General features: G+C 30.2%; 20 protein-coding genes. 16 read left to right on the plus strand and 4 right to left on the minus strand.

What is annotated here, in order from left to right; genetic code table 11:
• Window positions 1–31: 31 nt before the first annotated feature.
• Window positions 32–3,247, plus strand: a complete 3,216-nt coding sequence (gene carB, locus ACI48P_RS19950; RefSeq protein WP_475218947.1) for a carbamoyl-phosphate synthase large subunit — start codon at window positions 32–34, stop codon at window positions 3,245–3,247.
• 266 nt (window positions 3,248–3,513) lie between these two features.
• A complete protein-coding gene (locus ACI48P_RS19955) occupies window positions 3,514–3,963 on the plus strand; it encodes a MarR family winged helix-turn-helix transcriptional regulator (protein WP_475218949.1) in 450 nt (149 codons plus the stop codon).
• 47 nt (window positions 3,964–4,010) lie between these two features.
• Here the strand turns inward: ACI48P_RS19955 and ACI48P_RS19960 are convergent, their stop codons facing one another.
• Both ACI48P_RS19960 and ACI48P_RS19965 read right to left on the minus strand, forming a co-directional pair.
• Window positions 4,011–4,649: a nitroreductase family protein gene (locus ACI48P_RS19960; protein WP_475218950.1), complete on the minus strand. Its 639-nt coding sequence runs from the start codon at window positions 4,647–4,649 to the stop codon at window positions 4,011–4,013.
• 209 nt (window positions 4,650–4,858) lie between these two features.
• Window positions 4,859–5,602: a DUF3298 and DUF4163 domain-containing protein gene (locus tag ACI48P_RS19965; protein ID WP_475218951.1), complete on the minus strand. Its 744-nt coding sequence runs from the start codon at window positions 5,600–5,602 to the stop codon at window positions 4,859–4,861.
• 227 nt (window positions 5,603–5,829) lie between these two features.
• Here ACI48P_RS19965 and ACI48P_RS19970 point away from each other — a divergent pair, with 227 nt between their 5' ends.
• From ACI48P_RS19970 to ACI48P_RS19995, 6 genes are all read left to right on the plus strand, one after another.
• Window positions 5,830–6,702, plus strand: a complete 873-nt coding sequence (locus tag ACI48P_RS19970) for a class I SAM-dependent methyltransferase (protein WP_475218952.1) — start codon at window positions 5,830–5,832, stop codon at window positions 6,700–6,702.
• Complete coding sequence (locus ACI48P_RS19975; RefSeq protein ID WP_475218954.1) at window positions 6,702–7,370, plus strand: RluA family pseudouridine synthase; 669 nt, start codon at window positions 6,702–6,704, stop codon at window positions 7,368–7,370. The genes ACI48P_RS19970 and ACI48P_RS19975 overlap by 1 nt, the downstream gene beginning before the upstream one ends.
• Window positions 7,371–7,394: 24 nt before the next feature.
• Window positions 7,395–8,099 (plus strand): peptide arginase family protein, encoded by a 705-nt coding sequence (locus ACI48P_RS19980; protein WP_475218956.1) that lies wholly within the window; start codon window positions 7,395–7,397, stop codon window positions 8,097–8,099.
• Between the two features lie 164 nt (window positions 8,100–8,263).
• Window positions 8,264–8,761 (plus strand): SEC-C metal-binding domain-containing protein, encoded by a 498-nt coding sequence (locus tag ACI48P_RS19985; RefSeq protein ID WP_475218958.1) that lies wholly within the window; start codon window positions 8,264–8,266, stop codon window positions 8,759–8,761.
• Between the two features lie 6 nt (window positions 8,762–8,767).
• Window positions 8,768–8,929 (plus strand): hypothetical protein, encoded by a 162-nt coding sequence (locus tag ACI48P_RS19990; RefSeq protein ID WP_475218960.1) that lies wholly within the window; start codon window positions 8,768–8,770, stop codon window positions 8,927–8,929.
• A 188-nt stretch (window positions 8,930–9,117) separates the two neighbouring features.
• Complete coding sequence (locus ACI48P_RS19995; RefSeq protein ID WP_475218962.1) at window positions 9,118–10,056, plus strand: dipeptidase; 939 nt, start codon at window positions 9,118–9,120, stop codon at window positions 10,054–10,056.
• A gap of 143 nt (window positions 10,057–10,199) precedes the next feature.
• Here ACI48P_RS19995 and ACI48P_RS20000 read toward each other — a convergent pair whose 3' ends face one another.
• Both ACI48P_RS20000 and ACI48P_RS20005 read right to left on the minus strand, forming a co-directional pair.
• Window positions 10,200–11,123 carry a pseudouridine-5'-phosphate glycosidase gene (locus tag ACI48P_RS20000; protein ID WP_475218964.1) on the minus strand — a complete coding sequence of 308 codons (924 nt, stop codon included), beginning with the start codon at window positions 11,121–11,123 and terminating at the stop codon, window positions 10,200–10,202.
• A complete protein-coding gene (locus ACI48P_RS20005; RefSeq protein ID WP_475218966.1) occupies window positions 11,117–12,211 on the minus strand; it encodes a PfkB family carbohydrate kinase in 1,095 nt (364 codons plus the stop codon). The genes ACI48P_RS20000 and ACI48P_RS20005 overlap by 7 nt, the downstream gene beginning before the upstream one ends.
• A gap of 175 nt (window positions 12,212–12,386) precedes the next feature.
• Here ACI48P_RS20005 and yabG point away from each other — a divergent pair, with 175 nt between their 5' ends.
• The 8 genes from yabG to ACI48P_RS20045 all read left to right on the plus strand — a co-directional run bounded on the left by yabG (window position 12,387) and on the right by ACI48P_RS20045 (window position 19,496).
• Window positions 12,387–13,247, plus strand: coding sequence for a sporulation peptidase YabG (gene yabG, locus ACI48P_RS20010; protein ID WP_475218968.1), 861 nt, complete (start codon window positions 12,387–12,389; stop codon window positions 13,245–13,247).
• Between the two features lie 144 nt (window positions 13,248–13,391).
• Window positions 13,392–13,658 carry a Veg family protein gene (locus ACI48P_RS20015; protein WP_475218970.1) on the plus strand — a complete coding sequence of 89 codons (267 nt, stop codon included), beginning with the start codon at window positions 13,392–13,394 and terminating at the stop codon, window positions 13,656–13,658.
• 93 nt (window positions 13,659–13,751) lie between these two features.
• A complete protein-coding gene (locus tag ACI48P_RS20020; protein WP_475218972.1) occupies window positions 13,752–15,302 on the plus strand; it encodes a DUF3794 and LysM peptidoglycan-binding domain-containing protein in 1,551 nt (516 codons plus the stop codon).
• A 108-nt stretch (window positions 15,303–15,410) separates the two neighbouring features.
• Window positions 15,411–16,292 (plus strand): 4-(cytidine 5'-diphospho)-2-C-methyl-D-erythritol kinase, encoded by an 882-nt coding sequence (gene ispE / locus ACI48P_RS20025; protein ID WP_475218974.1) that lies wholly within the window; start codon window positions 15,411–15,413, stop codon window positions 16,290–16,292.
• Complete coding sequence (locus ACI48P_RS20030; RefSeq protein ID WP_475218976.1) at window positions 16,285–16,965, plus strand: GntR family transcriptional regulator; 681 nt, start codon at window positions 16,285–16,287, stop codon at window positions 16,963–16,965. The genes ispE and ACI48P_RS20030 overlap by 8 nt, the downstream gene beginning before the upstream one ends.
• 92 nt (window positions 16,966–17,057) lie before the next feature.
• Window positions 17,058–17,711, plus strand: a complete 654-nt coding sequence (gene spoIIR, locus ACI48P_RS20035) for a stage II sporulation protein R (RefSeq protein ID WP_475218977.1) — start codon at window positions 17,058–17,060, stop codon at window positions 17,709–17,711.
• Between the two features lie 31 nt (window positions 17,712–17,742).
• The gene (locus ACI48P_RS20040) at window positions 17,743–18,285 is read left to right on the plus strand and encodes a cell wall hydrolase (protein ID WP_475218979.1); all 543 of its coding nucleotides are present in this window, start codon (window positions 17,743–17,745) and stop codon (window positions 18,283–18,285) included.
• 143 nt (window positions 18,286–18,428) lie between these two features.
• Window positions 18,429–19,496, plus strand: a complete 1,068-nt coding sequence (locus ACI48P_RS20045; protein ID WP_475218981.1) for a D-alanine--D-alanine ligase — start codon at window positions 18,429–18,431, stop codon at window positions 19,494–19,496.
• The last annotated feature ends 1 nt before the right edge of the window (window position 19,497 follow it).

The raw sequence follows: 19,497 nt of genomic DNA on the forward strand, positions 1-19,497 counted from the left end.
GTTATAAATATTGAGATAAGGGGAGAAATATATGCCTAAAATAGATAGTATAAAAAAGACGTTAGTATTAGGGTCAGGACCAATAATAATAGGTCAAGCAGCAGAGTTTGACTACTCAGGAACACAAGCTTGCCAAGCTTTAAAAGAAGAAGGCGTTGAAGTTGTATTAATAAACAGTAACCCAGCTACTATAATGACTGACAAAGAAGTAGCGGATAAAATATATATAGAGCCATTAACAATAGAATTTATAGAAAAGATAATAGAAAAAGAAAGACCAGATAGTATATTAGCAGGTATGGGTGGTCAAACAGCTCTTAACTTAGCTGTTGAATTACATGATGCAGGTATACTAGATAAATATAATGTAGCTATGATAGGTACTTCTGTTGAATCTATAAAAAAAGGTGAAGACAGAGATACTTTCAGAGAAGTAATGAGAGAAATTAACCAACCTGTAGTAATAAGTGATATAGTAACTGACTTAGAAAGTGGACTGGAGTTTGCAAATAAAATAGGATATCCAGTAGTAGTAAGACCTGCATACACTCTAGGTGGAACAGGTGGAGGTATAGCTGAAACAGTTGAAGAGCTTACTGAAATACTTACACAAGGATTACAATTAAGTCCAGTTAAGCAAGTATTACTTGAAAAAAGTATAAAAGGTTGGAAAGAAATAGAGTACGAAGTAATAAGAGATGGTAACGGAAACTGTATAACTGTATGTAACATGGAAAACATAGACCCAGTTGGGGTACATACAGGAGATAGTATAGTTGTAGCACCTAGCCAGACTTTAAGTGATAAAGAATACCAAATGTTAAGAAAAGCATCTATAGATATAATAAATGCCATAGAAGTTAAAGGTGGATGTAACGTACAGATAGCTTTAAATCCACACAGTTTAGAGTACGCAATAATAGAAATAAACCCAAGGGTATCAAGATCTTCTGCTCTAGCATCTAAGGCTACAGGATACCCAATAGCTAAGGTTGCAGCAAAGATAGCTTTAGGATATACATTAGATGAAATAGAAAATGCAGTAACTAAAAAGACTTACGCATGTTTCGAGCCAACACTTGATTACGTAGTAGTTAAGATACCTAAGTGGCCATTTGATAAGTTTAAGCAAGCAAATAGAAAGCTTGGAACAAAGATGATGGCAACTGGGGAAATAATGAGTATAGGAAGCAACTTTGAGTCAGCTTTATTAAAAGGGATAAGATCTCTTGAAATAGGAAAATACTCATTAGTTCATGCTCCTTCAGAAGAAAAGAGCTTAGAAGCATTAAAGAAAAGTGTAGTAGTACCAGATGATGAAAGATTATTCGACTTAGCAGAAATGATAAGAAGAGGATACAAAATAGAAATGATAGAACAAATCACTGGTGTAGATAAGTGGTTTATAAATAAATTCAAATGGATAGTAGAACAAGAAGAGAAGCTAAAAGGAATGAAAATAGATGAAATAAACAAAGATTATCTATTAGAATTAAAGAAAAAAGGATTCTCTGATAAAGGTATAGCAGACTTAATGAAGATAAGTCCAGAAAGATTATGTGAATTAAGAAAGTTATACAACATACAACCAGCATACAAAATGGTTGATACTTGTGGAGGAGAGTTTGATGCATTATCTCCATACTACTACTCAACATATGAGCAATATGATGAAGTAGAAGTAAGTGATAGAAAGAAAGTTATAGTACTAGGTTCTGGACCAATAAGAATAGGTCAAGGTATAGAGTTTGACTACTGTTCAGTACACTGTGTTAAGGCACTTAGAAAAATGAACATAGAAACTATAATAGTAAACAACAACCCAGAAACAGTAAGTACAGATTTCGATACATCGGATAAATTATACTTCGAGCCATTAACAGAAGAAGAAGTATTAAACATAATAGAAAAAGAAAATCCAGACGGAGTTATACTTCAATTTGGTGGTCAAACAGCTATAAAGTTAGCTAAGTTCTTAGATGAAAAGAAAATAAAAATATTAGGAACTGACTTTGCTGATATAGATGCAGCTGAAGATAGAGAAAAATTTGAAGAATTACTAGAAAAGCTAGATATAAACAGACCAAAAGGTAAAGGTGTATGGACTGTAAAAGAAGGTATAGAAGTAGCTAATAAGTTAGGTTACCCAGTACTAGTTAGACCATCTTATGTACTTGGTGGTCAAGGTATGGAAATAACTTATGATGAAACTAAATTAGCTAGATACCTAGAAGATGCCTTCTTAAGAGATAGCAAAAACCCTGTACTTATAGATAAATATCTAGTAGGTAGAGAAATAGAAGTAGATGCTATATGCGATGGTAGGGATATATTAATACCAGGTATAATGGAACATCTTGAGAGAGCTGGGGTCCACTCTGGAGATAGTATAACAATGTACCCAAGCCAAAATATATCTGATGAAATAAAAGCTAAGATAGTAGATTACACTAAGAAAATAGCTTTAGAATTAAATGTACTTGGAATGGTTAACATCCAGTTTATAGAATTCCAAAATGAACTATATATCATAGAAGTTAACCCAAGAGCAAGTAGAACAGTACCATATATAAGTAAGGTAAGTAATGTACCTATAATAGAATTAGCTACTAGATGTATGTTAGGAGAAGAATTACAAAACCTAGGATACGGAACTGGAGTATACAAAGAGCCTAAGTTAGTATCAGTAAAGGTTCCAGTATTCTCAATGTCAAAGTTAGCTAGAGTTGACGTAAGCTTAGGCCCTGAAATGAAATCAACAGGAGAGGTTCTAGGGGTAGGTGAAAACCTAGAAGAAGCTTTATACAAAGGATTTATAGGCGCTGGAAAGCAAATGTCAGATAAAAAAGGCGTTGTTCTTGCTACTATAAACAACTACGATAAAGATGAGTTTATACAAATAGCTAAAGACATGAAGGAGTTAGGATATACATTTGTTGCTACATCAGGAACTGCGAAGACATTACAAGAAAATGGAATTGAAGCAGATGTAGTTAACAGAGTAGAAGAAGCTAGACCGAACATATTAGATGCTATAAGAAATAAGCAAGTAGATATAGTGATAAACACTCCAACTAAAGGAAATGACTCTACAAGAGATGGATTTAAGATAAGAAGAACTGCTACTGAGTTCTCAACAGAAGTTATGACATCTTTAGACACATTAAAGGCTTTAGTAGAAGTTAAGAAAAAGCAAATAAAGAATAAAGAATTAGAAGTATATGATATAGCGAAAGAAGAGATTTAAACTATAAAGTAAAGTTATTAATATAGTTGTAGTTGTTATGAAAAAAAGGATTAAAGTCACGATGTCGTGACTTTAATCCTTTTTTTATGCAACATATGGAGTTATTGGAAATATGAAGTAGTTGGCGACTTAGGAACTCAAGTTAAGTTAATTTTATAGTATTAAATTATTTTAAAATTGATGAATCTATAAATAAAAAAATAATTAAATATGATATTATATATAAATAGATACAGCTAGAATTTTATCCAGACTGGAGGATTAAAATGAAAGATAAATATATTATTTATTTTATTAGCAGAACTAAAGCTAATATGATAAAGTTTATTGAAAATAAATTAAATGAAAATGATTTACATGATTTAATACCAACCCATGGAAATATACTGACCGCTCTTTATGAAAGCAATCAAAAGCTTACGATGAAAGAGATAGCGAGAAAGATAGGAAAAGATAAATCTACCGTTACTTCATTGGTAAACACGCTTATAAATTTGGGATATGTTAAAAAAGAAAAATCTACTACAGATAGACGAGTTACGTATATAAGCTTAACTCCAAAAGCTAGAGATATTGAGGAGAGATTTAACTTTATATCGTCTCAAGTTAAAGAAACTGCTTACAAAAATTTTACAGAAGAGGAAAAAGAGGAGTTTCTTAGATTGCTTAGAAAATTAAGCTCTAATTTTAAAACTGAAAATGATAAATATAAATAAGAAGTATCTCGTTAAGAGATACTTCTTATTTAATATATTTATAAAACCTAATCTATAAACGTTACTACTTCTTCAATAGGTTTACGTGGTGGCTTTGGATGCGTATTTTCTTCAGCAACACCTAAAGATATCATAGACATAAGTTCAAATCCAGGTTTATCAAATCCAATTAATTCTTCAATTTGAGTTTTAGCGTGAGTTGGTCCTGTCATATAACAAGTTCCATAGCCCATTTCTGTTGCAGCTAATAAGAAGTTTTCAACTGCAGAACCTATTCCTTGTGCAGCTGACTGAGGAGATACTAACATATCTAAAACTTCTTGAGGTGCATTGTTTTCTTTCAATATTTTATACTCTATCATTTTGTATTCTGAACCATATACCATTACTACTACTGGTGCATTTTTAAAACATGTGTAGTATTTTATTACACTCATATGTATTTTTTTATCTTTTTCAGTTTTTGCAATTTCACCTAAATTTTCATGGCTTTTAGTTACTATATCTGCCATTTTATTTATTATTTCACGATTAGTAAGTACAACAAAATTCCAATTTTGTTGGTGTTTTGGAGACGGAGCTTGTGTTGCTGCCTCTAGCATTTTTAATATATCTTCCTTTGGAACTACTTCATCCTTAAATTTTCGTACACTTTTACGAGCGTATATAGCCTCTAAAACATTCATTAATTATTCTCCTTTAGGTTGTTAATTTTTTAGTGTCTAAAGCTTATCTATACTATTTTTATATTAAATCATTCTGTTTATTATACTTAATTAGTTTTAATAAAAGAATCGATATATAGAAAGGTTTGACGTCAAACTAATTTTATAACAAATATAGTTTGACGTCAAACCTTTTTGGATTTATATATAATTAGGAATATATAAAGTATCTATATATTCATGAATTTAGAGTATCTACCGATAGAGTTAAAAGAGTTAGAAGGAGTACAGTAAAATCTAGGATTAATATAAGGAGCAAATTTATTAAAAGACATTTTGAATTTAGGTATTCCAAATTCAGATGGAGCAATTTCATCTAATCCAAAATAAATAACTAACCCATCATCTGTAATATAAAATGCTTGATCTTCAGGTATTTCAATATCAACATTGCTATAATACAAATCTTTATTTTGCCCTATCTTGTAATTAACATAGTCTGTAATAGCCTTAGTATAATTAATATTTTCGTTAAATACATCTTTTATAGTCAGTGTTTTTCCTGTAAGTAAATCAATATTATAATTATTCAGGTTATTGTATAAAGGACCATTACCACCTGTAAATGCCATAAGACTTTGGATAGTACTTAAGATATGATTTTTATTGAATGTAATAGCATAGTTTGAAACTACTCTATATGATTTTTTAGGAGTATTATTTTGTTCTGCTGACTTATTAAATTCTTCGGATTCATCAAATAGACCATTTTTAAAAGTATAAGCATCTGATTTAATTGTAGAGTTAATATTTGATAAAATCTGTGGTGAAACAGAAAAATATGAATTCGCTAAGTTGTAAAAAACAGGATATTGAATATCATAAGAAAAATATCTGTCTCTATTAAAATCTTCATTAAACTGAGTGTATAGTAAGTTAAACATGCAATTATTCATAGGTTGTGAGTTTTGCATTATAAGTTCCCCTCCATTAATATAAATTATATTTAAAACAAAGCAAAAGCTTACTAAAAAGCAATTACTATATAATATGCTTATTGGTAGAAGGTATATAATAATAAAATTTACAGATATAGTTAAAATGTATTTGTTTAAAGTATATAAAGTATTGAAAATACCCAAAATATAACGAATAATATGATATAATACATAAGATTGAGAGTAATTTTAGGAGGTAATCAATGTTATTATTAGCAGATAAATGGAAAGATTATGAACTTATAGATATGGGTAACGGAGAAAAACTTGAGCGTTGGGGAGATATAGTTCTAAGAAGACCAGATCCTCAAGTAATGTGGCCAATACCAAACGAAAGCGGATTATGGAAAAACCCACATGGACACTACCACAGAAGTAGTAGAGGTGGAGGAGAATGGGAACATAAGAAAAAGTACCCAGAAAAGTGGACAATAAGCTATAAAGAATTAAAGTTTAACATAAGTCCAACAGGGTTTAAGCATACAGGATTATTCCCAGAGCAAGCAGCTAACTGGGACTGGTCAATGGATAAAATAAGAAATGCAGGAAGACCTATAAAGGTATTAAACTTATTTGCATATACTGGTGGAGCTACTGTAGCTTGTGCAGCAGCTGGAGCGGAAGTATGCCACGTAGATGCATCTAAAGGTATGGTAACTTGGGCTAAAGAAAACTTAAATACATCAGGCTTAGGAGATAGAAAAGTTAGATTTATAGTTGATGATGTTGTTAAGTTTGTTGAAAGAGAAATAAGAAGAGGAAATAAATACGACGCTATAATAATGGACCCACCATCATATGGTAGAGGACCAAAAGGTGAAGTATGGCAAATAGAAGAAAAATTATATGGATTAGTTGATTTATGTACAAAAGTATTATCAGACAATCCTTTATTCTTCTTAATAAACTCATATACTACTGGATTATCTCCAATAATATTAGAGCATATATTAGATGCTACAGTAGAGAAAAAAGCTAAAGGCGGAAAAATATATGGTGGAGAAATAGGAATACCTACTTCTAGAGACGGAAAAGTTCTTCCATGTGGTATATTTGGAAGATGGGAGTCTAAGTAATGATAAAAGTCATATACGAAGATAATCATTTATTAGTTGTAGAAAAGCCAGTGAATATTTTATCTCAAGGTGATGACACTAATGACAAGGATATGGTTAATCTTTTAAAGCAATATGTAAAAGAAAAGTATAATAAACCAGGAAATGTATATATTGGTTTAGTTCATAGATTAGATAGACCTGTAGGTGGAGCTATGGTATTTGCAAAAACATCTAAGGCTGCATCAAGATTATCTGAGCAAGTAAGAAATAAGACTTTTAAAAAGACTTATAGAGCTGTTATACATGGAACAATGCCAAAAGATAAGGATACTCTAAAAGATTACCTTTATAAAAATAAAAAGACTAATATGGTAAGTGTAGTTAGAAAAGACCATAAAGAAGCTAAAAATGCAGAGCTAAGCTATGATACTTTAGCTAAAAAAGATGGATTTAGTCTTGTTGAAATAGATTTAAAAACAGGAAGATCACATCAAATTAGAGTGCAGTTTGCAAGTAGAAAGCACCCTCTATTTGGAGATCAAAGATATGGTCAAGCTGTAAACAAGGTTGGTCAGCAAATATCATTATGGTCACATAAAATAGAAATAGAACATCCAACTACAAAAGAAAAGATGGAGTTTACCTCAGAGCCACCACAAGAATATCCTTGGAATCTATATAAATAAAAGTTAAATTTCAAAGGAGCAGATATGGATAAGTATACTGGGTTTTATATTGATAAACCTGTTGGCAATAATAAATTTTCTTATGAAGATAGAAATAATAAAAAGATATATGTACCTAAGCTTATACAGGGAGACTTAGAAGATGTTTCTGTAGGAGATAAATGTGTATTCAATGAAATAGATGAAGATAAAGAAATAAATGCTTTAGGTTTAGAGCATATGGTAATGTATAATTTTGACCATAAAGACATTTATATTTTTGACAATCACAATCACGCACTTTATTTTTGGATAAAAAGTCTCAAAAATGAAAAATTTACAAAAGGGTGCAAATTGGTTCATGTAGATCAACACAAGGACATGAGAGTGCCTGAAAATTATGATGTAAACATGGAAGACATTAATGATGTATTTAGATACACCAATGAAGTACTTAATGTAGGTAACTTTATTAAGCCTGCATTAGAGCATAATATATTTTCTGAAGTAATTATAATAGATAGTTCTTATGTGTTTGAATTAGATATAGAAGGAGAAATTGTACTAGATATAGATTTAGATATTTTCTCTAAAGATATGGATTATATACCATATGATCTTAAAATTAGTAAAATACAAGAACTAATAAAAAGAGCGAAGGTAATAACAATAGCATCTAGTCCATTCTTCATAGACCAAGACTATGCTATAAAAGTGTTAAAAGAACTATTCAATTATGATATAATATAAGAGTTGAATATGTAAATATTTAAAAAAATAAACCGCTTTGGATTTGGGCAACGGAATGTGTAGTGACTTGTAGACTTAGGCAAACATGAATTAGCTCGCAGACGAGGTAGCTCAAGAGAAGCGAATTTTATAAAAAAGAATGAGATACTATAGGAGGAAAAGGTATGAGTTTATATACTGAATGGAGAAACTTAAGTGACAATCACGAAAATCAAGAACAAGAAATAAAGTTCTGGGAAGACTACTTAAAAGTAGAAGCTGGAATATACAATGAAATATTAAACAACAAGATGGAAGTAGTAGAAGGAACAGTTGCTGAATTAGCTGCTAAATTCAACACTTCAAATGAATACATAATGGGATTCATAGATGGAATAAGCGAAAGTTTAAAAGAAGATATAGAATTAGAAGCTGTAGAAGTTGATAAAGCTGTGTCTATAAAGATAGATTGGGAAAAATTATACGCTAACATGGTAACTGTTGAAGCTCACTGGTTATACAACTTACCAGGTTGGGAAACTATATTACCTGCTGAAGCAAGAAAGCAAATGCAAAAAGCTTATAAGAATTCTAAGACAGTAGTTAAGGAAGACAAAGTAGGAAGAAATGATGCTTGTCCTTGTGGAAGTGGTAAGAAATACAAGAAGTGTTGTGGAAAGTAGGTAGCAATGTTTGTCTTAAAGTTTATTGATGATGAAGATAACTTAGCTGTTAAAGAGTTTAACGCATTAACAGAATTGAAGGAATATGTAAGTCAAAATAATCTAGAAAGAACATGGCACCAAATAGAAGAAGTAAAGAAAGTAATACCTAACTTGCTAGAAGATTAGGTATTGTTATATAAAAAGATGGTTTCTGTGTTTATAGAAATCATCTTTTTTAATGCTACAAATTATAAAATCATAAATAATAAATATGTTTTGGAATATTAGTAAGTTATAATTAGGAATTTAAAGGAAATTAGACAAATATAGATAATATATATATAATAATATTGCTTAAAATTGGGAGGAAACATATGAAATTAATAGACTTACATTGTGATACTATAGACAAATTAATGTTAAACGTTGAAGAATATAATTTAAGAAGTAATGAGTTTAGTGTAGATATAGATAGGCTTAAGAAAGCAGATTCATTAGCTCAGACATTTGCACTTTTTGTAGATACTAGTGTTGTGAAAAATCCATATGAATATTGTACGAGTATGGCTAATAAGTTCTTTAAAGAGATGGAGAAAAATAAAGATGTTATATCTCTTGCTACTAACTATAAAGAAATTATGGAAAATCAAGCAAAAGATAAGATGTCAGCATTATTAGCAATAGAAGAAGGTGCTGTTTTAGAAGGTAAAATGGAAAATTTAAATAAATTATATGATTTGGGTGTAAGAATGATGACTTTAACTTGGAATCATCCAAATGAAATAGGATATCCTCATAATGTTGGTTTATCTAGGGAAAAAGGCTTAACAAAGTTTGGTAAAGAAGTAGTTGAGAATATGAATGAATTAGGAATGTTAGTAGACGTTTCTCATTTATCTGATGCTGGGTTTTATGATGTAGCTAATATATCTAAAAAGCCATTTATAGCTACTCATTCAAATGCAAGAAAAGTTATGGGGCATAGTAGAAACTTAACTGATGATATGATTAAGTTACTAGCTAATAATGGAGGGGTTACAGGACTTAATTTCTTCCATTCATTCTTAAGTGAAGATAAATTAAGTAAGACTGAATACATAGTAAATCATATGAAGCATATTGTAAATGTTGGTGGCATAGATGTACTTTCAATAGGTACTGATTTTGATGGTATAGACTCTATAGTAGAGATAAAAGACATATCTGAGATGGATAAGTTGGTAATAGCTTTAGAAGAATCAGGATTTACTCATGAACAAATAGAAAAAATATACTACAAAAATGCCCTTAGAGTTATTAAGGATGTATTATAAAACTGTAGTGAACCTATAAGAAATAGGTGAAAACTTATTATTAAGACTTTAATTATGTAGAATTAACCAAATAAAAAGTGTATCTAAGATATATATCCTAGATACACTTGTCTTATTTTAACTGACTATTAAAATAAGTTCTATTATTTACTGCTTATATCAGCTAAGTCTTTAGCTATTTGAGCAGCAACTTTAGCGTTGTTATATACTAATTCGATGTTAGAATCTAAACTCTTACCAGCAGTTATTATTTTAACTCTATCTAATAAGAAAGGAGTAACATTTTTACCACCTATGTTTTTCTCTTCAGCTTCTTTTAACGCAGATTCTATAGCGTTGTTTATAGTATCATAATCCATTTCGAATTCTTCAGGTATTGGATTACCTATAACCATACCACCTTTTAAGCTTAAGTCCCATTTAGCTTTTAAAGCTTCTGCAACTTCCATAGAAGAATCAACTCTGTAGTCAACTCCAAATCCACTTTTTCTTGTATAGAAAGCTGGTAATTCATCTGTCCCAAATCCTACTACAGGAACGCCGTTAGTTTCTAAGTACTCTAAAGTTAAACCTATATCTAATATAGATTTAGCACCAGCACATATTACAGCAACATCAGTGTTAGCTAATTCAAGTAAGTCAGCAGATATATCAAAAGTTTCTTGAGCGCCTCTGTGAACCCCACCTATACCACCAGTAGCGAATACTTTAACACCAGCTAAGTTAGCTAATATCATTGTAGTAGCAACTGTAGTAGCTCCTGTTAGCTTCTTTGATATTATGAAAGGTAAGTCTCTTCTACTAGCCTTAACAACATTTTTACTAGTTCCTAAGAATTCTATTTCTTCTTCAGTAAGACCAACTTTTAAAACTCCATCTATTATAGCTATAGTTGCAGGTATAGCTCCATTTTCTCTTATTATTTTACTAACATTTTTAGCCATCTCTACATTTTTAGGATATGGCATACCATGAGATATTATAGTTGACTCTAAAGCAACTACAGCTTGTCCTGCTTGTATTGCGTTTTGAACCTCTGGATGTACTTGTAAATATTTTTCTAACATAAGATCAGCTCCTTTAGTATTTTTTCTATGTTTTCAACCGACATATTCGGATTTATTGTATCTTCGTGAGATAAAGCTATTAATGATGCTCCAACAGCAAATTTAGCGCACATATCTAAGTCGAAGTTATTAAGATAACCATAAACAAGGGCAGCAGTGAAAGCATCACCTGCACCTGTTGCATTTATAATATCTATTTTTACTCCTCCAACAAATGTACTTTCATTTTCATTTGCACAGAATACACCATCTTTGCCAAGTGTAATATAAATATTTTTAGCACCCATACTTATTAAATGGTTAGCACAAGATTTTAAATCATCTTCATTGTTAATTTTTATATCACATAGAGCTTCAGCTTCATACTTATTTAATTTTATTGTATTAAAACGACCAACTATATTTTTTATTTTCATACACTTTGAAGTTGACACAGTATCAACAAAAACTGGTATATGAGAATAAGTAGAAGTTATGTAGTCTATAACTTCCTCTGATAAGTTTGTATCTAAAACTATTGCAAGAGAGTCATTTATAGATTGGTGCTTTGTTTCTAAGTAAGAAACATTTAGCTTATCTAAAATGTCCATATGTGATATTGCAAGTTGCATATCATTATCGTTATTAAGTATTGAAACATATATTGAAGTAGAATTTTCACTAGAAACATAACAATCATCAACATCTATTCCATAACTTTTACATTTAGATAATATTTCATTACCGTATAAATCATTTCCTACTGCAGAGATAAGCTTTACTCCTACCCCTAATCTACATATATTATCAGCGATATTCCTTCCGACTCCTCCTAAAGAAATATCAACCTTACCTGGATTAGAGTCACACATAACTAAGGCTTTGTTTGGTACACCTTGTATATCCATATTAGAACCGCCTATAACAGTTATGTAGCTACTTTTATTTAAGATATATCCTTTGCCCTTAATATATCCCTTTTTCATAAGGTTTGTTATATGCACAGCAACAGAAGAACGAGTAATACATAATTGATCAGCCAATTCTTGCTGAGAAATCATTGGATTTTCCTTTAAAATATCTAGAACTTCTTTTTCTCTTTCAGTCATATCATCACCGTTTATAAATATTTGTTTATAACACTAAGCAAATGCTTAATAACATATTATCATTATCTTAGTTATTTTTCAACAAAAAAATGATTTTTAAACATATTCTTATAGGAACAAAAAAAATAATAGTACATAGTATAGACTAAGACCGAAATAATTGGGGAGGACAAACATGAAAATAGGTGACATAGTAGCGCGAAAATCATACAACAAAGATATTCTATTTAAAATAACTGGTTTTAGCGAAGATGAGAGTAACCAACAAGTTGCTCATTTAAAGGGGATTGCATTCAGGATAATAGCTGATTCATATATAGATGATTTAGAATTAGTAAAGATGCCTGATATAAAAAATGTTTTAATAGATAAAAATGTAGAAACTTTGCTATATAGATCTATGAAAAAAGCAAAAGAAAGAGAAAGAAAAATGACTAGAGCGGTACCAAAATTACAAACAAATACTAATATTTTTGGTATACCTGGGAAAGTATTGCAAATAGATGGGGACAAAGAATACTTAAAAATATGTTTAGATGTATATACTCAGCTAGGGATTCCGGCTGTTGGAGTAGCTATACCAGAAGCGAATCAATATAAAGAAGTAAGAGCACTTTTAGAAAAGCATAACCCGGATATATTAGTTATAACAGGACATGATTCGCTAACATCAAGAAAAGGCAACATAAACGATATGTCTAACTATAGAAACTCTATGAACTTTATAAAAGCAGTAAAAGAGGCCCGTAAGTATCAACCAAATTTAGATAATTTAGTTATATTTGCTGGTGCATGCCAATCTAATTATGAACAAATAATAAAAGCAGGAGCAAACTATGCAAGCTCACCAGGAAGAATAATGATTCATGCATTAGATCCAGTTTTTGTAGTAGAAAAAATAGCTTGTTCAAGAATAGATATAGTAGTTCCTATAGATGAAGTAATTGATCAAACAGTTACTGGAATTAAGGGTATAGGGGGCTCGGAAACAAGAGGTAAATTTAGATGGGCAATGCCTAAAACTATGCTATATTGAAAAAGTTTTAAATTATACTGTATATCTTAAAAAATACTATTGACTTTTTCATGAAAAATATATAAAATAATTAGTTTAAACGTTTGACAGAAATCCTTTTTTATGATATTATGTAAACATACAAACGTAAAAGAGGGTGATATTATGGCTACAGTTCAGACTCTAGATAATATAAGAGCAAGTCTAGAGAGACACCTAGGTAAGAAAATTCTACTAAAAGCAAATAAAGGAAGAAAGCAGATTATTACTAAGAAGGGGATACTAGAAAAAGTTTATCCAAGTGTGTTTGTTGTAAGGTTAGAAGATGAGGCTAATGGATATACTAGAGTATCGTATAGTTATTCTGATCTACTAACATCTAATGTTAAATTGCAAGTTTTTAAAGATCAAAATAAATTAAATGCCAGTTAAAATTATACCTATTAAAAATAGGTGTAATTTTTTTTTTGTTCCTGAAATATAAATATAGTGTGATATTTATATATAAAACAAGGGGGAAAAAATATGGAATTGATAAAAGACGTAATAAAGGTTGATAATAGAATCGACTTTGGAAAGTTTCAAACATTTATTGAATCAGAGGCTGTAGTGCCAGATAAAAAATCAGATGTGTATGACATAGTTAAAACTGAAGGTTACATAGCTCTTAAAAAAATAGAAGTTGCAGATGGAAAGATACTTTGTAGAGGAACTTTTAACTATAATGTAATATACATTGCAGATGATAAGAGCACAGTTTCTAACGTAGATGGAAAAATAGACATAAATGAAGTTATAGAAAAAGATAATATATCTCAAGACATGGAGTACATGTTATTCCCAGAGGTAGAGCATATAGACTGTACAATATTAAATGAGAGAAAAATAAGAGTGGGAGCTCTTATGAATGTAAGAGGTAGCTTATTTGAGAAACATAGATTAGATATAGTTAAAGATGTATCTCAAGTAGAAGCAATACAAAAACACAGAAAAGAAATATGCTATCAAGATATAGTAGGAATAGAAAAATCAGAAAGTGTAATAAGAGACACGATAAGTATAAATACAGAAGAAGTTCAATCAATAATAAGCTTGAATCCATGTGCAAGAATAAAAGAAAGTAGAGTAACAGACAACAAGGTTATAATAGGTGGTGTAGTAGAAATAAATCCACTTGCTTGTACTTACGATGGAGAGCTTGTTGAGTTAGATAGAGTAGGAATAGACTTTACTCAATTTATAGAAGTTCCAGGTGCTTGTGATGGAATGGTAGAAGAAACTTTATTATCAATGGGCGACTTCAATTATATATTCAAGCAAAATGTAGAAAGTAATACTGGATTATTAGAAGTAGATTGTACAGTAGGTTGCAAAGTTAAGGTTACTGATGAAATAACAAGAGAGGTATTACAAGATGCATATTCACCACAAAAAATGATTAAATTTGACCATAAAACTATGGAAGTAAATAAATCTTTAAGTAGTGGTACTGAAACTTTCATAGTAAGAGAAAGTATAAGAAATGAAAATGATGATATACAAATAAAAGATATAGTAAGTGTATGCCCATCTATTTCCATAGAAAATTCTTATGTAGAAGGAGATAAGAGTGTAATTCAGGGCATAATAAAAATAGATATATTATACGTTCCAGTAGAAGGACTAAGATTAGTTTATAAGATAAGTGAAGAAATACCATTTGAGCATGATATAACTATAGAGAATTTAAGTGATACATCTACAGTATTTAATAAGGTATGTATTGAAAAAATAGAAGTAGACTTAAATAGAGATCAAATAGACGTTAATATTAAGATTAAGAGATTTACTGAGGCAGTAGATAAGAAATCCGAAAGCTTCATAGTAAAAGGTGAAGACCAAGGTCCTTATGATTTATCTAAGGCTCCTAGTATAATAATATATATTTGCAAAGAAGGAGATAATCTTTGGAATATAGCTAAAAAATACAACACAACTGAAAATGAAATAGCAGAGCTTAATGAGATAAAAGTAGACGAAAATCTTAAACCAGGAAAATGTTTAATATTAGAAAAAAAGTTAGTTCTAGCTGACTAATATACAAAAAAATAAAATAATAGGGGATACTAATCCCCTATTATTTTATTTTTTGTAGTATAATGTTTATAGTTAGGAAAGCATTGTATTATATACAAGGAGGCTAAAATGAATTCTATACAATTGAAAAGCAGAGCTAAAATAAACTTATCTATAGATGTGATAGGAAAGAGAACTGATGGATATCATTTAGTCGAAATGATAATGCAGACAATAGATCTATATGACATCATAACAATTGAAGAAATAGATACGGATAATATAATTATAAAAAGTAATAGTATCAATATACCTTTAGATAATAATAATATTGTTTATAAAGCTATTAGCTTATTAAAAAATAAATTTAACATAGATAAGGGTGTACAGGTGTTTATAGAGAAAAATATTCCAGTTGCAGCTGGTATGGCAGGGGGAAGCTCAAATGCAGCAGCAGTATTAGTTGGAATAAATAAATTATGGAATCTAGGATTATCAGAAGAAGAATTACAAACAATAGGTCTTAAGCTAGGAGCGGATGTACCATTTTGTATATCGGGGCAGGCGTCATTAGCTCAAGGTATAGGAGAAGAATTAACTAAGATTAAGGGGTTATCTGAAGATACAACAATATTAGTTTGTAAACCAAACTTATTCGTATCAACACAAGAAGTTTATAGAGGCTTAGACTTAAATAATATGGGAACAAGACCTGATAATAAGTTATTAATCCAATATTTAGAAGATGGAGATGTTAAATCTCTTGCAAAAAACATGGTGAATGTATTAGAAGGTGTTACAAGTAAAAATCATACTGAAATAAAAGAGATAGAAGCAGTTATGAATAACTATAATGCCCTAGGATCGATGATGAGTGGAAGTGGTCCAACGGTTTTTGGGTTATTTGAGAAATATGAAGAAGCAATGAAGTGCAAGGAAGAATTATTAAAAAAATATAGTCAGGTATATGCGGTAAAGAGCAGTGAAAAAGGAGTTGAGATTAGTGGATAATTTAGGAAAGTTAAATTTAGATGATTACAAACCATTAAGGGATGTAGTATTTGAAAACTTAAGAGAAGCTATTGTAGAAGGTAGATTAAAGCCAGGGCAAAGGCTTATGGAAGTTCAATTAGCAGAACAGCTAGGGGTAAGTAGAACTCCTGTAAGGGAAGCAATAAGAAAATTAGAACTAGAAGGATTAGTAGTTATGTTACCTAGAAAAGGTGCATACGTTGCTAATATGTCCCTAAAAGATATAATAGATGTCTTAGAGATAAGAGCTAGTCTAGAAGGATTAGCAGCGTCTTTAGCAGCAGAAAGAATACATGAAGCTGATTTAGAAAAAGTTTATAAAGTAGCAGAAGAGTTTAAGCAAAGCACAATAGATGCAGATATAGAAACGTTATTAAGAAAAGACGTTGAGTTTCATGAATGTATATTCAAGGCTACAAACAACAAAAAACTTCACCAAGTAATAAACTCTTTATGGGAACAAGTATATAGATTCAGAGTAACTTATATTTCTGATTATGATTCATCTATAAATATAGTAGAAGAGCATAAGCTTATAATAGATGCTATAGCAAAAGGTGATAGTGAGTTAGCTAAAAAATATGCTACAGAGCATATAGAAAAGGCAGAACAATTTATGATAGAAAGAGCTATGAATAATAAAGAATTGTAAAAAGAAGGATTAAACCTTCTTTTTTTTTATGTATAAAAACCAATCGAATGGACATACTCAAAATAGTAAAATATCTTTTAGGGGGATTAGATATGATGAGTAAAATAAAAATTAGATTGAGTATATTAATTATGAGTCTTATAGCCGTAATATCATTGATGACTATGACTATACACAGTGAGGCTGAAAAAATAGAAAATGTATCAGAAAATTATAAAGAAAAATTAATTAGATTTCATGTTATAGCAAATAGTGATAGTGATGAGGATCAAGAGCTTAAGTTAAAAGTAAGAGATGCTGTTATAGCATATTTGCAACCAAAGCTAGCAAAATCAAGCAGTATAGAAGAAAGTGAAGCTATCATAACAAGTGAGTATGATGAATTGGAAAAAATAAGTAAAGATATTATTTCAAAAAATGGATATAACTATGAAGTAAAGGTAGGAATAACATTAAGCAACTTTCCTGCAAAACAATATTCAAATATTGTACTTCCAGCAGGAGAATACAAAGCTTTAAAAGTAGTTATTGGTGAAGGTAAAGGTAAAAACTGGTGGTGCGTCATGTTTCCTCCGTTATGTTTTGTAAATGAAGATAATGGTGTTATAGATAAGGAAACAGATGAAAAATTAAGAGAAGTATTAACGGAAGAAGAGTATGATTTAATAGCTCAAAAAGATAAAAAACAATCTAGCAAGGTTAAAGTTAAGTTTAAGATAGTAGAAATATTAGAACAAATACTATAAAATTTTTATTTTAGAAGGAGTGACGCTTATCATGGACAGGTGCTACAAACTGATAGTATGTCTATTAGTTTTAAGTTATGTGCTTATTCCTACAAAAAACGTAGAAGCATTTTCATTAGTTTTGGATAGTACAAAAGATACAATCCAAACTATTGTGGAGGAGAATGAATCCGAAGTTCAAGCTATTAAGGCAACTCAAAGAAAAGAAGTATTAAATATCTCAAATGGAGACTTACTACTATTATCTAAGGTAGTAGCATCTGAAGCTAGAGGTGAAAGTTATGAAGGTCAAATTGCTGTTGCAGCAGTAGTTATAAATAGAGTGTTAGACCCAAGATTCCCCAATACTATAGAAGATGTTATATATCAAAAAAATGCATTTTCAGTAGTAAATGATGGTTCAATAAACATGGAGCCTACAGAAAGTGCTTATAAGGCAGCTCAAGAGGCTCTTTATGGTTCAGATCCAACTGGTAAATCAGTGTACTTTTGGAATCCGGATATAGCCACATGTAACTGGATAAAAACATTAAGTCCTCATATGAGAATAGGGAATCATGTATTTGCAAAATAATTCAAATAAAATACTGTGAATTTAAGGAAAAGGAGCTATTTGCTCCTTTATTTTTTTATGAAAATAAACTATAATAATCATTTAGATAACAAAATGCATATAATAATTGATAATAATAAATGACTATAGAGGTGATCTTAGATATGAAAAAACTTAATGTAGCTTTAATATTTGGTGGTAAGTCAGGAGAACACGAAGTTTCGTTATCATCGGCTGCTTCGATATATACACATATAGATAAAGATAAATACAACGTTTTTACTATAGGAATAACAAAAGATGGAAAATGGATGTACTACGAAGGTAATGAAGAAAATATTAAAAATGGAAAATGGGTTGATTTAGCAAATAAAAATGTAGAAATCAACCTAGTACCTGCAGGAAACAAAGAAATAGGATTAACATTTGAAGATGGAAGGCATGAAAGCCTAGATGTGTTATTCCCTGTTTTACATGGACCATATGGAGAAGATGGAACAATACAAGGTTTATTTGAGATAAGTCAAATACCTTATGTAGGATGTGGAGTATTAGCATCAAGTGTAGGTATGGATAAATTAATCTGTAAAAAAGTATTCTCTCAAATAGGATTACCTCAAGTAGATTACACATACACTAATAAATGGTCTTTCAATAAAGATAGTGAAGGAGAATTAGATTCTATAGAAGCTAAGTTAAACTACCCTATATTTGTTAAGCCAGCTAACTTAGGTTCAAGTGTAGGTATATCTAAAGCTAACGATAGAAAAGAGCTTCTAAACGGAATTGAAGAAGCTTTAAAATATGACTCAAGAATAGTATTAGAACAAGGTGTAAACGCTAGAGAAATAGAAGTTTCTGTTTTAGGAAATGATGAAGTTAAGGCTTCTATAGCAGGAGAAATAAAGCCAGCTAAAGATTTCTATGATTACGAAGATAAATATATAAATGGTGCATCTACTTATGATATACCAGCTAATATAAGTGAAGAAGATATGGAAAGTATAAGAACTATGGCAGTAGAAGCATTTAAAGGTATAGATGGCAAGGGTCTTTCTAGGGTGGATTTCTTTATAGATAGAAACTCAGGAGAAATATTCATAAATGAAATAAATACATTACCAGGATTTACAAATATAAGTATGTATCCTAAAATGTGGGAAGCTACAGGGTTACAATATTCAAATCTAATAGATGAGCTTATAAACTTAGCAGTAAATGCTAAAAAGTAAA

It is taken from the genome of Romboutsia sp. LXY-2 (assembly GCF_056171995.1).

Coding starts and splice junctions, on each gene's coding strand:
- ACI48P_RS19990 (WP_475218960.1), top strand. CDS start 8,768: ATGTTTGTCTTAAAGTTTATTGATGATGAAGATAACTTAGCTGTTAAA.
- ACI48P_RS20000 (WP_475218964.1), bottom strand. CDS start 11,123: ATGTTAGAAAAATATTTACAAGTACATCCAGAGGTTCAAAACGCAATA.
- ACI48P_RS20015 (WP_475218970.1), top strand. CDS start 13,392: ATGGCTACAGTTCAGACTCTAGATAATATAAGAGCAAGTCTAGAGAGA.
- ACI48P_RS19965 (WP_475218951.1), bottom strand. CDS start 5,602: ATGCAAAACTCACAACCTATGAATAATTGCATGTTTAACTTACTATAC.
- ACI48P_RS19960 (WP_475218950.1), bottom strand. CDS start 4,649: ATGAATGTTTTAGAGGCTATATACGCTCGTAAAAGTGTACGAAAATTT.
- ACI48P_RS19995 (WP_475218962.1), top strand. CDS start 9,118: ATGAAATTAATAGACTTACATTGTGATACTATAGACAAATTAATGTTA.
- ACI48P_RS20045 (WP_475218981.1), top strand. CDS start 18,429: ATGAAAAAACTTAATGTAGCTTTAATATTTGGTGGTAAGTCAGGAGAA.
- yabG (WP_475218968.1), top strand. CDS start 12,387: ATGAAAATAGGTGACATAGTAGCGCGAAAATCATACAACAAAGATATT.
- ACI48P_RS19985 (WP_475218958.1), top strand. CDS start 8,264: ATGAGTTTATATACTGAATGGAGAAACTTAAGTGACAATCACGAAAAT.
- carB (WP_475218947.1), top strand. CDS start 32: ATGCCTAAAATAGATAGTATAAAAAAGACGTTAGTATTAGGGTCAGGA.
- ACI48P_RS20020 (WP_475218972.1), top strand. CDS start 13,752: ATGGAATTGATAAAAGACGTAATAAAGGTTGATAATAGAATCGACTTT.
- ACI48P_RS19975 (WP_475218954.1), top strand. CDS start 6,702: ATGATAAAAGTCATATACGAAGATAATCATTTATTAGTTGTAGAAAAG.
- ACI48P_RS20005 (WP_475218966.1), bottom strand. CDS start 12,211: ATGACTGAAAGAGAAAAAGAAGTTCTAGATATTTTAAAGGAAAATCCA.
- ispE (WP_475218974.1), top strand. CDS start 15,411: ATGAATTCTATACAATTGAAAAGCAGAGCTAAAATAAACTTATCTATA.
- ACI48P_RS19980 (WP_475218956.1), top strand. CDS start 7,395: ATGGATAAGTATACTGGGTTTTATATTGATAAACCTGTTGGCAATAAT.
- ACI48P_RS19955 (WP_475218949.1), top strand. CDS start 3,514: ATGAAAGATAAATATATTATTTATTTTATTAGCAGAACTAAAGCTAAT.
- spoIIR (WP_475218977.1), top strand. CDS start 17,058: ATGATGAGTAAAATAAAAATTAGATTGAGTATATTAATTATGAGTCTT.
- ACI48P_RS20040 (WP_475218979.1), top strand. CDS start 17,743: ATGGACAGGTGCTACAAACTGATAGTATGTCTATTAGTTTTAAGTTAT.
- ACI48P_RS19970 (WP_475218952.1), top strand. CDS start 5,830: ATGTTATTATTAGCAGATAAATGGAAAGATTATGAACTTATAGATATG.